Annotated in this window: 12 protein-coding genes and 2 tRNA genes; 7 read left to right on the top strand and 7 right to left on the bottom strand. The window is 71.6% G+C overall.

Annotated features, from left to right (window positions below; translation table 11 throughout):
- The first annotated feature begins 46 nt into the window (after positions 1-46).
- The 3 genes from valS (at position 47) to AC3D3D_RS14090 (ending at position 5,431) form a co-directional block, all read left to right on the top strand.
- Positions 47-2,701, top strand: a complete 2,655-nt coding sequence (valS, locus tag AC3D3D_RS14100; RefSeq protein WP_463663222.1) for a valine--tRNA ligase — start codon at positions 47-49, stop codon at positions 2,699-2,701.
- Positions 2,702-2,786: 85 nt separating this feature from the next.
- Positions 2,787-4,631, top strand: a complete 1,845-nt coding sequence (locus AC3D3D_RS14095; protein WP_463663221.1) for an AMP-dependent synthetase/ligase — start codon at positions 2,787-2,789, stop codon at positions 4,629-4,631.
- A gap of 92 nt (positions 4,632-4,723) precedes the next feature.
- Complete coding sequence (locus AC3D3D_RS14090; RefSeq protein WP_463663220.1) at positions 4,724-5,431, top strand: hypothetical protein; 708 nt, start codon at positions 4,724-4,726, stop codon at positions 5,429-5,431.
- A gap of 41 nt (positions 5,432-5,472) precedes the next feature.
- Here the strand turns inward: AC3D3D_RS14090 and AC3D3D_RS14085 are convergent, their stop codons facing one another.
- From AC3D3D_RS14085 to tig, 6 genes are all read right to left on the bottom strand, one after another.
- Positions 5,473-6,144: a hypothetical protein gene (locus tag AC3D3D_RS14085; protein WP_463663219.1), complete on the bottom strand. Its 672-nt coding sequence runs from the start codon at positions 6,142-6,144 to the stop codon at positions 5,473-5,475.
- Between the two features lie 59 nt (positions 6,145-6,203).
- Positions 6,204-6,527 (bottom strand): chorismate mutase, encoded by a 324-nt coding sequence (locus AC3D3D_RS14080; protein WP_463663218.1) that lies wholly within the window; start codon positions 6,525-6,527, stop codon positions 6,204-6,206.
- A gap of 90 nt (positions 6,528-6,617) precedes the next feature.
- Positions 6,618-7,886 (bottom strand): ATP-dependent Clp protease ATP-binding subunit ClpX, encoded by a 1,269-nt coding sequence (gene clpX / locus AC3D3D_RS14075; protein WP_463663217.1) that lies wholly within the window; start codon positions 7,884-7,886, stop codon positions 6,618-6,620.
- Positions 7,887-8,131: 245 nt separating this feature from the next.
- Entirely contained in the window at positions 8,132-8,791 is a 660-nt protein-coding gene (locus AC3D3D_RS14070) for an ATP-dependent Clp protease proteolytic subunit (protein ID WP_463663283.1), read from the bottom strand.
- A gap of 80 nt (positions 8,792-8,871) precedes the next feature.
- On the bottom strand, positions 8,872-9,489 hold the full coding sequence (locus AC3D3D_RS14065; RefSeq protein WP_463663216.1) for an ATP-dependent Clp protease proteolytic subunit: 618 nt from the start codon (positions 9,487-9,489) through the stop codon (positions 8,872-8,874).
- A gap of 353 nt (positions 9,490-9,842) precedes the next feature.
- The gene (gene tig, locus AC3D3D_RS14060) at positions 9,843-11,372 is read right to left on the bottom strand and encodes a trigger factor (RefSeq protein ID WP_463663215.1); all 1,530 of its coding nucleotides are present in this window, start codon (positions 11,370-11,372) and stop codon (positions 9,843-9,845) included.
- Between the two features lie 362 nt (positions 11,373-11,734).
- Here tig and AC3D3D_RS14055 point away from each other — a divergent pair, with 362 nt between their 5' ends.
- Both AC3D3D_RS14055 and AC3D3D_RS14050 read left to right on the top strand, forming a co-directional pair.
- Complete coding sequence (locus AC3D3D_RS14055) at positions 11,735-12,271, top strand: hypothetical protein (RefSeq protein WP_463663214.1); 537 nt, start codon at positions 11,735-11,737, stop codon at positions 12,269-12,271.
- Between the two features lie 234 nt (positions 12,272-12,505).
- On the top strand, positions 12,506-12,787 hold the full coding sequence (locus tag AC3D3D_RS14050) for a DUF1540 domain-containing protein (protein WP_463663213.1): 282 nt from the start codon (positions 12,506-12,508) through the stop codon (positions 12,785-12,787).
- Positions 12,788-12,859: 72 nt separating this feature from the next.
- Here the strand turns inward: AC3D3D_RS14050 and AC3D3D_RS14045 are convergent.
- Positions 12,860-12,932, bottom strand: a tRNA-Pro gene (locus tag AC3D3D_RS14045).
- Between the two features lie 210 nt (positions 12,933-13,142).
- Between AC3D3D_RS14045 and AC3D3D_RS14040 the strand changes: the two genes are divergently transcribed.
- Together AC3D3D_RS14040 and AC3D3D_RS14035 are read left to right on the top strand one after the other, a co-directional pair.
- Positions 13,143-13,213 (top strand) — tRNA-Gly (locus tag AC3D3D_RS14040).
- 245 nt (positions 13,214-13,458) lie between these two features.
- The gene (locus AC3D3D_RS14035; RefSeq protein WP_463663212.1) at positions 13,459-15,042 is read left to right on the top strand and encodes an FAD/NAD(P)-binding protein; all 1,584 of its coding nucleotides are present in this window, start codon (positions 13,459-13,461) and stop codon (positions 15,040-15,042) included.
- The last annotated feature ends 4 nt before the right edge of the window (positions 15,043-15,046 follow it).

Below are 15,046 nucleotides of genomic sequence, written 5' to 3'. Positions count from 1 at the left end.
CCCACGGGACCTCCCGGCGGTCGCGAGCGTGGAAGAATCGGCACCCATGAGCACATCGCCCTCCACACCGTCGCCCACCCGCCTGCCCGCCCCCTCGGCGCCGGACCGTGTGAGCACCGATGGTCTGGAGGAGCGGCACGACGCGCGCTGGGAGGAGCTCGGCACCTACGCGTTCGACCGCGGCGCCGAGCGCGCCGACGTCTACTCGATCGACACCCCGCCGCCCACCGCCTCGGGCTCGCTGCACGTCGGCCACGTCTTCAGCTACACCCAGACCGACGTCATCGCCCGCTACCAGCGCATGCGCGGCCGCTCCGTCTTCTACCCCATGGGCTGGGACGACAACGGCCTGCCCACCGAGCGCCGCGTGCAGAACTACTACGGCGTGCGGTGCGACCCCTCACTGCCCTACGACCCCGACTTCACCCCGCCCCACGAGGGCGGCGACGGGAAGTCGATCAAGGCCGCCGACCAGGTGCCGGTGAGCCGGAAGAACTTCGTCGAGCTGTGCCTGCGCCTGGCGGCCAGCGACGAGCAGGCCTTCGAGCAGGTGTTCCGCCGCCTGGGCCTGTCGGTGGACTGGCGGCACAGCTACCAGACCATCGGCGCCGACGCCCAGCGCGCCTCCCAGACGGCCTTCCTGCGCAACCTCGCCCGCGGCGAGGCCTACCAGTCCGAGGCGCCGGGCCTGTGGGACGTCACCTTCCAGACCGCCGTCGCCCAGGCCGAGCTCGAGGCCCGCGACTACCCCGGGCACTACCACAAGCTCGCCTTCCACACCGAGGAGGGCACCGACGTCGTCATCGAGACGACCCGCCCGGAGCTCCTGCCGGCCTGCGTGGCCCTCGTCGCCCACCCCGACGACGAGCGCTACCGCTTCCTGTTCGGCCGCACCGTGCGCAGCCCGCTGTTCGACGTCGAGATCCCCGTCCTCCCCCACACCGGCGCCGAGGCGGACAAGGGCACGGGCATCGCCATGTGCTGCACCTTCGGCGACCTCACCGACGTCATCTGGTGGCGCGAGCTGGACCTGGCCACCCGCCCGATCGTCGGTCGCGACGGGCGCATGGTCCGCACCACCCCGGAGTGGCTGAGCGGCGTCGGCGCCGAGCTGTACGCCGCCGAGCTCGCCGGCCGGACCGCCTTCTCCGCCCGCGAGGCGATGGTGGCGGCGGTGCGCGAGAGCGGGGAGCTGCTCGAGGAGCCCACCCCCACCCAGCGCAAGGCCAACTTCTACGAGCGCGGCGACAAGCCGCTGGAGATCGTCACCTCACGCCAGTGGTACATCCGCAACGGCGGGCGCCCCCACACGGACGACGACGGCGGCGATCTACGCGCCAACCTCCTGGCGCGGGGTCGCGAGCTGTCCTTCCACCCCGGCTTCATGCACTCGCGCTACGAGAACTGGGTCGACGGGCTCAACTCCGACTGGCTGGTCAGCCGCCAGCGCTTCTTCGGCGTGCCGATCCCGCTGTGGTACGCCGTCGACGAGCACGGCGAGGTCCGCCACGACAGCCCGATCGTCCCCGGCGAGGCCGCCCTGCCGGTGGACCCCACCTCCGAGCCGGCCCCCGGCTTCGAGGAGTCCCAGCGCGGCGTGCCGGGCGGGTTCGTCGGCGAGAGCGACATCCTCGACACCTGGGCCACGTCCGCGCTCACGCCGCAGATCGCCGCCGGCTGGCTGCGCGACGAGGACCTCTTCGAGCGGGTCTACCCGATGGACCTGCGCCCCCAGGGCCACGACATCATCCGCACGTGGCTGTTCTCCTCGATCGTGCGGGCGCACCACGAGTTCGGCGCCCTGCCCTGGTCGGACGCCGCCATCTCGGGCTGGATCCTCGACCCCGACCGCAAGAAGATGAGCAAGTCCAAGGGCAACGTCGTCACGCCCATGGGCCTGCTCGAGGAGCACGGCTCGGACGCCGTGCGCTACTGGGCCACCTCCGCCAAGCTCGGCGTGGACACCGCCTTCGAGATCTCCCAGATGAAGATCGGACGCCGCCTGGCGATCAAGATCCTCAACGCCTCGAAGTTCGCCCTGACGATGGGCGGCGAGGCGGACCTCGAGCTCGACCCCGCACTCGTCACCCACGACGTCGACCGGGCCATGCTCGCCGGGCTGGCCGGCGTCGTCGAGGCCGCGACGAAGGCTCTGGACGGCTACGACTACGCCCGCGCCCTCGAGCTCACCGAGTCCTCGTTCTGGACGTTCTGCGACGACTACCTCGAGCTCGTCAAGGAGCGCGCCTACGACCGCGAGGGCACCGCGGAGCCGGGCGCCACGACCTCGGCCCGCGCGGCGCTCGCGCTCGCCGTCGACACCTACGTGCGCCTGCTGGCCCCCTTCCTGCCCTTCGCGACCGACGAGGTGTGGACCTGGTACCGGGAGGGTTCGGTGCACGCCGCTCCGTGGCCCACCGGCGAGGAGCTGCGCGCCGCGGCGGGCACGGCCGAGGCGGGACTCGTCGGGGCCGCCGGCCGCGCGCTCGCCGCCCTGCGGAAGGTCAAGTCCGAGGCCAAGGTCTCCCAGAAGGTCCCCTACGCCGCGGTCACCCTCGAGGTCCCGACAGCGGACGGCCCGCTCGTGCGCGCCGTCGCCGCCGACCTGCGCAACGCCGCCAAGGTGCGCGGCGACCTGACCATCCTCGACGGCGGCGAGACCACAGCCGTGACCGCGCACGAGCTCGAGGCGACCGCCTGACCACGTAGTCTCGTCTGTGCCCCGGGCCACAGCGCCCGGGGCTGACCGCCGACCGCCCCCACCCCGTCCCCTCCCGGAGGCCGCGATGACCCAGCCCACGACCACCACCCCGGCGCGCGGCGACATCCACCCGTCCACGTCGATCCCCACGCTGCTGCACCAGCGGCTCGAGATCGACCCCGGCGCGACGCTGTTCGAGGTGGCCTCGCCCAGCGGCGCGGGCTGGGAGCCCGTCACCGCCCAGGAGTTCTCCACCCAGGTCACGGCGGTGGCCAAGGGGCTCATCGCCTCCGGCGTCGAGCCCGGGGACCGGGTGGCGATCATGTCCCCCACCCGGTACGAGTGGTCGCTGCTCGACTTCGCCGCCTGGAGCGCCGGGGCCGTGCCCGTCCCGATCTACGAGACCTCCTCGGCCGAGCAGTGCGCCTGGATCCTGTCCGACGCCGGCATCACCCTCGCGTTCGTCGACGGCCCCGAGCGGGGCGACGTGCTGGCCGAGGCCGCCGAAGGCCTCGAGGGGCTGCGGGAGACCCTGGCGATCGACGAGGGCGCGATCGACGAGCTCGTCCGCCGCGGCGAGGACCTCGACGACTCTCAGGTGACCGCCCGCCTCGAGGCGCTGACCGGCGCGGACCTGGCCACGATCATCTACACCTCGGGCACGACCGGGCGCCCCAAGGGGGTCGAGCTCACGCACGGCAACTTCGTGGCGCTCGTCGTCAACGGTGTGGCCGACCCGAACCTCCACGAGGTGGTGGGCAAGCCCGGGTCGCGCACGCTGCTGTTCATCCCGCTCGCGCACGTGTTCGGACGCTTCGTCTCGGTGCTCACCGTCCACTCCGGCGCGGTGCTCGGCCACAGCCCCGACCTCAAGCAGCTCGTGCCGAACCTGCAGAGCTTCCGCCCCACGTTCCTCCTGGCCGTGCCCCGGGTGTTCGAGAAGGTCTACAACTCGGCCGACGCCAAGGCCTCCGCCTCCACCGTCAAGCGCCGGATCTTCCGCTGGGCCGCCAAGGTGGCGGAGCGGGCCTCGCGAGCCGAGGAGGCCACCGGGTCGGTCTCCGGGGTGCTCAAGGCGCAGCGCAAGGTCGCCGACCGGCTCGTGTTCTCCACCCTGCGCGAGATCATGGGCGGCAACCTCGAGTACGCCGTCTCCGGCGGCGGCCCGCTCGGGCAGCGCCTGGGCCACTTCTTCCGCGGCATGGGGCTGGTCATCCTCGAGGGCTACGGCCTGACCGAGACCGGTGCCCCGACGTCGGTCAACGTGCCCGGCCGGATCAAGATCGGCACGGTCGGCCCGGCCTACCCGGGTACCTCGGTGCGCATCTCCGAGACCTCGGAGATCGAGATCAGCGGGCCGCACGTCTTCCGCGCCTACCACGGCAACGCCGATGCCACCGCGGAGTCCTTCACCGAGGACGGCTGGTTCCGCACCGGGGACCTGGGCGCGATCGACGACGACGGCTACCTGTCGATCACCGGCCGGGCCAAGGAGATCATCGTGACCGCCGGCGGCAAGAACGTCGCCCCCAACGTGCTCGAGGACCGGCTGCGCGGCCACCCGATCGTCTCCCAGGTCGTCGTGGTGGGCGAGGGCCGCCCCTTCATCGGCGCCCTGGTCACGCTCGACCCCGAGATGCTGCCGCAGTGGCTGACCAACCACGACCTGCCGGAGATGACCGTGGCGGAGGCCGCGGAGCACCCCGAGGTCCGTGCGGCCCTCGAGCGCGCCGTCGTGCGCACGAACCGGGCGGTGAGCCGCGCGGAGTCGATCCGCAAGTTCACGATCCTCGACACCGACTTCACGCTCGAGAACGACCTGCTCACGCCGTCGTCGAAGGTCAAGCGCAAGCCGGTGCTCGAGACCTTCGCCGCCGAGATCGACGAGCTCTACGCCGGGCCGAAGCCGGAGGCCACGAACACGCACTGACGCGCGGGTGGCACGCGGGTCCGCGCGCTCCTGACCGGGCAGGGGTACCCGGGCGCCTGTCCACGGCGCGGGGTGGCTCCTAGCCTCTCGTCATGCGCACCCTCGACCGCTCCCCCGCCCCCCGTCGCCACGTCTCCCGCAGATGGCGACCCCTCGCCGGCTCCGGGCTCGGCCTGGCGCTGACGCTCGGCGCCTGCGGCCGCGACGTCGGCCCGCCGGGCGGTGGGACCGGCTCAGGGTCGCTCCCCACGTCCGACGACGTGCTGGGCCTGCCGGCCGATGCGTTCGAGTCCCTCGATCGGTCGCCGAGCGACGCCGTCACCAGGCTGGGGTCGCTCACAGCCCAGGACGTGGCCGCGCTGGAGCAGGACGCGGCGGGGGCCGACGAGATCGCGATCGCGGTGCACCCCGGGTTCATCCGTGTCCACTACTCCGACGACTCCTCGCAGCCGGGCGAGTTCTTCGAGGCCGAGGAGTCGGAGTGGGTCGTGCACACGACGGACGGCACGGACCTGGGCACGACCGCCTTCACGGGGGTCGGCGAGTCCGGGAGGCACCCCCTGACCTCGCCTGTGCTGCCCGACGTGCCGGACGAGGTCCTGGCGTCATGGGAGGTGTCCGCCGCCGAGGCGGCGGAGGTGGCCACCGGGGTGCTGGCCGGTGAGGTCGAGCAGGTCGGCGTGCCGGACGGCGTCGACCGTCCGCTGACGACCGTCGTCCTCGACGACGGCAGCGGACGCACCCGTGTCACCGTGGACGCCGTGACCGGCGAGGCGCTCAACGTGGTCCGCATCAGCTGAGTGGTCCGCATCAGCTGATCGGACGGGCGCCCGTCATCGGGTCACTGCGGAGGCGCGCCCTGACCGGGAGGTGTCGGGCCGTAACCCTGCGGGGACGGAGGCGCTCCGTAGGCCGGACCACCGTGCTGCTGGCCGGGCTGGCCGGGCTGACCGTAGGGGCCGCCCTGCTGCGGGCCCGGCTGCCAGTAGGGCGCTTCCTGCTGCGGACCGGGCTGGCCGTACGGCGCGCCCTGCTGTGGGCCCGGCTGGCCGTACGCGGCGCCCTGCTGCGGGCCCGGCTGGCCGTACGGCGCGCCCTGCTGCGGGCCGGGCTGGCCGTACGGCGCACCGTGCGGGGGCATGCCGTGCGGCGCGCCCTCGACCCAGGCACGCAGCGTGGCGACGTCACCCTTCTCCATCCCGAAGCCGAGCGACGCGAGCTTCTTCCCGGTCGGCACGTGCACGAGCTTCTTGCCCTCGATCCGCAGGTCGGCCGGCCCGCGGACGGGCAGCCGCTTGAGCGCCATGCCGAAGCCGTTCTGCTGCCGCGCCTCGCCGCCGTCGATGACGAGCGCCGGGTTGACGAGGTAGAGCACGCCGACCAACGGCATGACGATGCCGGGGAAGAGCGAGATCCACCGCTCGGTGAGGACCCCGGTGACGATGAGCAGCACCCCCACGACGATGAGGGCGATGGCCAGCGAGCGCGACAGGCGCAGCTTGAGCGGTTGCATGCCCACGATGATACGAAGGCGCGATCCCCCGGCCGGGACGCGACCGGACACGACGCGAATCAGTCGCGCTGGTGCTCCTCGGCGATGGTCTCGTGGTGCTGGATGACCTCGGCGATGATGAAGTCGAGGAACTTCTGCGCGAAGACGGGGTCCAGCCCGGCCTCCTGCGCCTTGGCGCGCAGGCGCTCGACCTGGCGCTCCTCACGTGCGGGGTCCGACGGCGGGAGCCCCTGCTCGGCCTTGAGCCGCCCCACCGCCTGGGTGCACCGGAAGCGCTCGGCGAGCAGGTGGATGAGCGCGGCGTCGATGTTGTCGATCGTCGCGCGGGCGCTCCGCAGGCCCTCGGGGATGTCCTCCGGCAAGGCGGTCGCGGCGTCGTTCATGACCCACACCGTAGACCGAGCGGATCAGCCCGCGGGCAGGGCGTCCAGCAGCAACAGGCCGAGGCGTCGGTTCCCCGACGGACGAGGGCGTCAGGCCGAGCGCTGCTGGCGGCGGCGCGACTTCGAGCGCACGACCACCGTCGGGGCCTGGCCGCTGCGCACGGACTCGCCCGTGACGACGACCTTCTCGACGTCGTCGCGCGAGGGGATGTCGAACATCGTCTCGCGCAGCGTGTCCTCCATGATGGCGCGCAGGCCGCGGGCGCCGGTGCCCCGCTCGAGCGCGAGCTCGGCGACGGCCTCGATCGCCTCGTCGGTCAGCTCGAGCTGCACGCCGTCGAGTTCGAAGATCTTCTGGTACTGCTTGACGAGCGCGTTCTTCGGCTCGGACAGGATCGTCACCAGGTCGGACTGCGTGAGGGCGTTGACAGTCGCGGTGATGGGCAGCCGGCCGACGAGCTCGGGGATGAGCCCGAACTTGTGCAGGTCCTCAGGGGAGACCTTGGTCAGCAGGTCCGCCTCGCTCTCAGTGCCCTTGAGGGCCGCGCCGAAGCCGATGCCGTGCCGCCCCACGCGTGAGCTGACGATGTCCTCCAGGCCGGCGAAGGCCCCGGCCACGATGAACAGCACGTTGGTGGTGTCGATCTGCAGGAACTCCTGGTGCGGGTGCTTGCGGCCCCCCTGGGGCGGCACCGCGGCAGAGGTCCCCTCGATGATCTTCAGCAGCGCCTGCTGGACGCCCTCGCCCGAGACGTCACGGGTGATCGACGGGTTCTCCGCCTTGCGGGCGACCTTGTCGATCTCGTCGATGTAGATGATCCCGGTCTCGGCCTTCTTCACGTCGAAGTCGGCGGCCTGGATGAGCTTGAGGAGGATGTTCTCCACGTCCTCGCCCACGTAGCCGGCCTCGGTCAGCGCCGTGGCGTCCGCGATGGCGAAGGGGACGTCGAGCAGCTTGGCGAGCGACTGGGCGAGGTAGGTCTTGCCGGTCCCCGTGGGGCCGACCATGAGGATGTTCGACTTCTGGATCTCGACCGACTCCGGGCCCGGCTTCTCCTCGGTCGAGCGCACCCGCTTGTAGTGGTTGTAGACGGCGACGGCGAGCGCCCGCTTGGCGTCGTCCTGCCCCACCACGTACTCGTTGAGGAAGTCGAAGATGTCGCGCGGCTTGGGCAGGTCCTCGAGCGAGGTCTCGCCGAGCTCGGCCAGCTCCTCGTCGATGATCTCGTTGCACAGCTCGACGCACTCGTCGCAGATGTAGACGCCGGGGCCGCCGATGAGCTTCTTGACCTGCTTCTGGCTCTTGCCGCAGAAGGAGCACGTGAGGAGGTCCGCCGTGGCGGGTCCCGTTCGCACCATGGTGTCCTCCTCGTCTCGTCGCGGCCCGGGGGAACCGCTCGCCGCTGGGTACGGCTCTCGGGTCCCACTTTCGCACACGCCCGGCCGACCGAGCACGCGCGTTTGTCCCGGCGTGCCTCGCGCCCCCGGCCGGGGAGTCGCGGTCGGCCCGGTCGGACGCGCGGGCAACCGCCGGTGTGGCCGACTCCCACCACGCACGACGCCGCCCCCGGGCGGTCCGGGGGCGGCGTCGGTCGGTGGTGCTGTCAGCTCTCGATGGCCACCGGGTTGGCGTCCTTGCGGGACTCGAGGACCTGGTCGACCAGGCCGTACTCGAGCGCCTGCTGGGCGGTGAGGATCTTGTCGCGCTCGATGTCCTTCGACACCGTCTCGACGTCCTGGCTCGTGTGGTGGGCGAGCGTCTGCTCGAGCCACCCACGCATGCGCTGCACCTCGTTGGCGTGGATCTCGATGTCCGACGCCTGGGCGTAGCCGCCGCCCTCGAGGGCGGGCTGGTGGATCATCACCCGCGCGTTGGGCAGCGCCAGGCGACGGCCAGGGGAGCCCGCGGCCAGCAGCACGGCGGCGGCCGAGGCGGCCTGGCCGAGGCAGACGGTCTGGATCTCCGGCTTGATGTACTGCATCGTGTCGTAGATCGCCGTCAGTGCCGTGAACGAGCCGCCGGGGCTGTTGATGTACATGGTGATCACGCCGTCGGGGTCCTGCGACTCGAGGACGAGCAGCTGGGCCATGACGTCGTCGGCCGAGGCGTCGTCCACCTGCACGCCGAGGAAGATGATGCGGTCCTCGAAGAGCTTGGCGTACGGGTCCTGACGCTTGTAGCCGTAGGCCGTGCGCTCCTCGAACGTCGGGAGGACGTAGCGCGAGGACGGACCCTGCGGGGCGACGCCGCCGGGCGCCGCCATGGGTGCGGTGCCGTTCGGGGTGAAGCCCGCGCGGCCGAGGATGGGGACGTTCATCAGTTCTCCTTGGAGGATCGCGGGGTTCAGGACTCGGAGCCGGTGCCACCGTCGCCGGTGACGGCGGCGGCGCTGGAGACGACGTGGTCGATGAAGCCGTACTCGAGGGCCTCCTGGGAGGTGAACCACCGGTCCCGGTCGGCGTCGGAGTTGATGCGCTCCAGCGGCTGGCCGGTCTGCTCGGCCGTGAGCTCGGCGAGCACCTTCTTCATGTGCAGGATGAGCTCGGCGTTGATCTTGATCTCGGTGGCGGTGCCGCCGATGCCGCCCGAGGGCTGGTGCATCATCACGCGGGCGTGCGGGGTGGCGTAGCGCTTGCCCTTGGTGCCCGAGGTGAGCAGGAACTGCCCCATCGAGGCCGCGAGCCCCATGCCCACGGTGGCGACGTCCGGCTTGACGTACTGCATGGTGTCGTAGATGGCCATGCCCGCCGTGATCGAGCCGCCGGGGCTGTTGATGTAGAGGTAGATGTCCTTGTCGGGGTCCTCGGCGGCGAGGAGGAGCATCTGCGCGCAGATGGCGTTCGCGTTCTCGTCGCGCACCTCCGAGCCGAGCCAGATGATGCGCTCCTTGAGCAGCCGGTTGTAGATGCTGTCGTTCAGACCGAGGTTGCTCACCTCGGCGCGCGCGATCGGGTCGCTCACGTGCAGCTCCTTGGTCGAAGGGGATCGCGGAACGGATGAGTCACCGCGGGTGTTCACAGGACCCTAACCGCGCGGGGCCGCGGATCCTGCCCCCGTCCGGGCCCGTTTCGCTGTCGGCGCACGATCGGCGGCCGCGGTCGGTCCACGCACGACGACGCGGCTTGCGCTCGGCGGCGGCACGGACGTCGCAGCGTGGCGCCACAGTCGCCTCCGACGGCGCCGCGGGCACCTGGGCACCTGGGCACCTGGGCACGGAGCCTCGGACGCCGAGGGGCGGCCGACCATGTGGTCGGCCGCCCCTCGGAGGTTGAGGTGCGGCGACGCCGGACAGGGCCGGCGTCGGTGCGCGAAGGTCAGGCGTCGGCGCCGGCCTCGTCGGCGTCGGTCGCCTTCTTCGCGGCCGGCTTCTTGGCCGCGGGCTTCTTGGCCGCGGGCTTCTTCGCGGCCGGCTTCTCCTCGGCCTCGTCGGCCGAGTCGGCACTGTCGGCCGAGTCGGGGCTGTCCGAGCTGTCGGCGGAGTCCGCGCTGTCCGGCGAGTCCGGGCTGTCGGGGCTCTCCGCGCCGTCGCCTGCCTCCGCGCCCTCCGCGTCGGCCGCGTCGGTCTCCTCGGAGCCGATGTACTCGGACAGGTCGATCGTGGTGCCCGCGCCGTCGACGACCGAGACGTCGCGCAGCGCGACCGCCAGGGCCTTGTTGCGGGCGACCTCACCCATGAAGGCGGGCAGCTGACCGGTCTGGCCGGCGGCCTGGATGAAGTTGTTCGGGTCCATGCCGTACTGCTGGGCCTGCTGGACGAGGAACTCGAGCAGCTCGTTCTGGGAGACCTGCACCTCGAAGCGGTCCGAGAGCGTGTCGAGGATGATCTGGTCGCGCAGCAGCTCCTCGGTCTCGCCGCGGATCTCCTCGCCGTGGGGGTCACCCTCGGGCTTGCCCTCGGCCTCGAGGTGGCGGACGATCTCGGCGTCGACCACACCGGCCGGGACCGGGACCTCGATGTTCTCGCGCAGGTGGGCCAGGAGCAGGTCACGGGCCTCGACGGCCTGGTTGCCGGCGCGGTCCGAGGCGACCTGCGTGCGCAGGTCGTCGCGGAGCTCGGCGAGGGTGTCGAACTCGGAGGCCAGCTGGGCGAAGTCGTCGTCGGCCTCGGGCAGCTCGCGGACCTTGACGGCGGTCGGGGTCACGGAGACCTCGGCCTCCTTGCCCTCGTGCTCACCGCCGGCGAGCGTCGTGGTGAAGGTGCCGGTCTCGTTCGCGGCGAGGCCGACGAGGGCGTCGTCCTGGCCCTCGAGCATGGAGCCCGAGCCGACCTCGTAGGAGATGCCCGACGCCGTGTCGACCTCCTCGCCGTCGACCTTCGCCGACAGGTCGAGGGTGACGAAGTCACCGGTCTCGACCACGCGGTCCACTCCGGTCAGGGTGCCGAAGCGCTCGCGCAGCGAGGTGAGGCGCTCCTCGACGTCGTCGTCGGAGACCTCGGAGTCGGCGACGGTGAGGGTGATCGAGGAGAAGTCGGGCAGCTCGATCTCGGGGCGCACGTCCATGGTCGCCGTGAAGACGAGCTGTCCGCCGAGCGGTCCGGTCACGGCGGGGAGCTCGGAGACCTCGATCTCGGGCCGGCCGAGCGGGTTGACGCCGGCCTCCTGGACGGCGCCGCGGTAGAGCGAGTCGATCTGGCTGTTGATCGCCTGGTCGAGGACCGCGGCACGGCCGACGCGCTGGTCGATGATGCGTGCCGGGACCTTGCCCTTGCGGAACCCGGGGATGCTCACCTGCTGGGAGACCGTGGCGTAGGCGGAGTCGATCGCCGACCGGAGCTCCTCGTACGGGACCGTCACGGTCAGCTTGGCCCGGGTGGCCTCGAGGTTCTCCACGTCCGTCTTCACTGCGGGGTACTCCAACTCGTCGGGGTGATGTCCTGGTGGCCACGGGCACGCGCGTGCGCGTACCTGTGACCCGTGGGGTGGCGCCGCATCCCGATGACGGGACGCGAGGACGCGCACGATCCTCACGATCCTACGGCACCGCGCCCCCGCGGCGGAGGCCCGGCGGCGCACCGGAGACGTCATCCGGGCCACACCGCGCAGGGGGAACGACCAGCGCCCGGTGCACGGCGGCCGCGCCGGCGGTCCGGCGCACGAGGACGCCGGCGGGTGCCCGGCGGGGAGGTCGCCCCGAACCACGCCCCTGCAACCGGGGCGGCACCTACGCTCGGCCCCGACACGCACACCCCGACGACGGAGCCGCCATGACCACCGATCCGAGCGCGACCGACCTCCAGCGCGCGGTACGCAGCCTCGAGGGGAGGGTGGTCGAGCTCGAGACCTCCCTCGTCCGGTTCGTCATGCTCGCGGCGAGCGCCCTGCTCGCCGCGGGGCTCGTCCTGCCGTTCATCCACTACACGCACGACGGCGAAGAGCGGTCGTTCGCACTCGGGTGGGCGGCGATCCAGGCGATCGCCGAGGGGGCAGTGGGGACGGACGGCATCGTCGTCGTCATCGTGCTCGCCCTTCCTGCGCTCGTCTCGATCCTCGCCCTCGCCTCCCTCGGGAACCACGGCGTGCACCGGGACGCCGATCGACGGAAGGCGTTCGACACCGCGGTCGGCGCACTGCTCTTCCTGTCCACGCTCGGTGTCGGGGCCCTGGTGCTGCTCGCGCTGAGAACGGCCGAGGTGGACGACCCCGTCGGCCCGGCGATCTGGCTGTACGTGCCGGGCGCGATCGCGGTCGCCTGGGTGTTGTCCGAGCGGTCCGCCCGCCGGTGGTGGGACGCGAAGAGGTGAGCCGGCCCGCCGGCGGACGTGCGTCCCGCCGCACGGTCGACACGTGCGACGGGACGCCCGGCTCGGGACATAGGTGACACTCGCGATTAAGAAATCATTTCCCGCACACAATTCAATCGGGCTCCGAAACTCACGGTAAGGCTCGCCAAACCTTTCTGGACGCATTCTTTGGATGGTTCTACATTCATCCGTGAAAGGCACCGCCGGTGCCGACACGACCGGAGGAGAACCACCATGTCCGTCATGGAGATGCCCCACGTCAGCGAGTGTTCCGTCGACGGTTGCTCCTACAACCACGACGGCTGCACCGCCTTCGCCGTCACCGTCGGCCAGGATGCGCAGTGCGCGACCTTCCTGCCGCTCAACATCAAGGGCGGGCTCGACCGCATCGTCGCCCAGGTCGGCGCCTGCCAGCGCACCTCCTGCGCGCACAACGTCAACCTCGAGTGCAGCGCGGAGTTCATCCGCGTGGGCGGCCCCGAGGCCGAGTGCCTCTCCTACGAGGCGCGCGCCTGAGCCTTCCGCCGCACGACCGACGCCCCCGTCCGTGACGGGGGCGTCGTCGTTCCCGGGGTCGGGACCTCGCCGTCGGGGTGGCGGGACTCGAACCCACGACCTTCCGCTCCCAAAGCGGACGCGCTACCACCTGCGCCACACCCCGATCGCGCCGGAGGACCGGCGCCGTCGACCGCGCCGCCCGTGCGGAACCAGGGTCGGCGGCGCGCTCGCGCTGCCCAGGTTACGCGCGCCGTCGCGGGGATCCGGCCCCCGACCCGGCCGGGAGACACCGATCACTCACCCTCGTCGGGCGCGGACGGGGCCTGCTCGCCTTGCTAGCCTGGGCGCCGGTCCGGCCCACGGGCGGGACCGCGCGGGTGTAGCTCAATGGTAGAGCTTCTGCCTTCCAAGCAGACGGCGCGGGTTCGATTCCCGTCACCCGCTCTCCTGTCCTGAGTCGCGACATCGCCCACACGGTGCCGCGGCTCAGGATTTTTCCATCCACCGGCGCGACCGATCCCGCCGACGGGTCCTCCTCTCCTCCTAAAGTGTGGTCCAGCACTCACCGGATCAGTACGGTGTGCGCAGCAGTTCCCACCACGTCACCTGGCCTCCGACCGCTGCCCAGGACCGCCGAACCCCCCGCGGCACCCAAGCATCGACCTCCACAGGACAGAGAAGGACCACGAATGAGCGGCCCGTCCGCGAACGATGCCGTCGCGCATCACCCACCCACCGCCTCACCCCGTCCCGGCGACCTCACCGATGAGCTCGTCTCGACGGACGTCTGGACCGACGACATGCTCGAGCGTGCAGGCATCCCCGTCGTCGACGTCCCGTTCGTCACCGTCGGCGGCGGGATCGGCTCCTTCGTCACCTACGACTACCTGCGCATCTACGGCGTGCCGGCCGAGCACATGGTCGTGCTCACCGGGCTGGAGGTTCCCTGGCAGAGCTACGAGTACCTCACCCGGGTCTCCCAGATCCCCCGCGGCGAGCGCCTGCGGTCGGACTCCCAGTCCCGCCCGGACAACATCTGGGGGTTCCCCTCCTACGCGATCTCCGAGGCGCTGTCGGCGAAGAACCCCAAGGAGTTCTTCGGCCCGCTGTGGAACGTCCTCACCGAGCCGATCCTCACCAACTACTACACGCCACGCGCGGGCCAGGCCTTCTCCTCCATGGAGAAGGAGATGCTGCGGATCGGCTACCTCGGCTCGGTGCGCCGCGGCCAGGTCCGCATGGTCCGCCGCCGCCAGGAGGGTGGCTACGTCACCATCCTCACCCCGCCCGACGGCGCGACCCCCACCAGGCGCATCGCCTTCCGTTCGCAGTACGTGCACATCGCCATCGGCTACCCCGGGCTACGCCTGCTCAAGGACCTGCAGGACTACCGCAAGCGGTACCGCGACCCCACCCGGGTGGTCAACGCCTACGAGCCGCACGAGCACGTCTACGAGCAGCTGCGCATCCGACCCGGCCGGGTGATCGTGCGCGGCGGCGGCATCGTCGCCTCCCGCGTGCTCCAGCGCCTCATCGACGACCGCGACGACCACGGGCTGCGCACCGAGATCCTCCAGGTCTTCCGCACCTACTACTCGGGCCCGCACGGGAAGAACATCTTCAACCGGCGACCGGGCAAGGACGGCTGGGCCTACCAGGGCTTCAACTACCCCAAGTCGGTGTGGGGCGGCCAGCTCAAGGACAAGATGCGCCGGCTCGAGGGCGACGCCCGGGCCCAGGCGTACGAGGAGATGGGTGGCACCAACACCCCCTTCCGCAGGTTGTGGCTCTCCCAGCTGCGCCGGGGACGCCGCGAGGGCTGGTACCGGGGCGTGCAGGCGACGATCGACTCCCTCGAGCCGGCGCCCGGCGGCTCCGGCGTCCTCGTCAGCCTCTCCGGTGACCAGGGCACCGGCCAGGAGTACGCCGACTTCGTCATCGACTGCACGGGGCTCGAGGCCGACATCCGCGAGAGCCGTGTCCTGGCCGACCTGCTCGACCACAGCGGCGCGGGCCGTAACCCCAAGGGCCGCCTGGACGTGACAAAGGAGTTCGAGGTCATCGGTACCCGGAGCCGGCCCGGGCGCCTGTACGCCTCGGGCAGCGCCACCCTCGGCGGCCCCTTCCCCGGTGTCGACACCTTCCTCGGGCTGCAGATCGCCGCGCAGGAGATCGCCGACGACCTCTCGCGCCTCGGGTTCTGCCGCAGGCTCGGCCCCGGGCGCTCGATGGCCCAGTGGTGGCGTTGGGCCCGCAACCGGCCGGTCGAGTAGGAGC

This window comes from Georgenia sp. X1117, from assembly GCF_057784635.1.
Note: the sequence above shows the minus strand (reverse complement) of the source record. Positions and strands in the feature narration are given on the sequence as shown.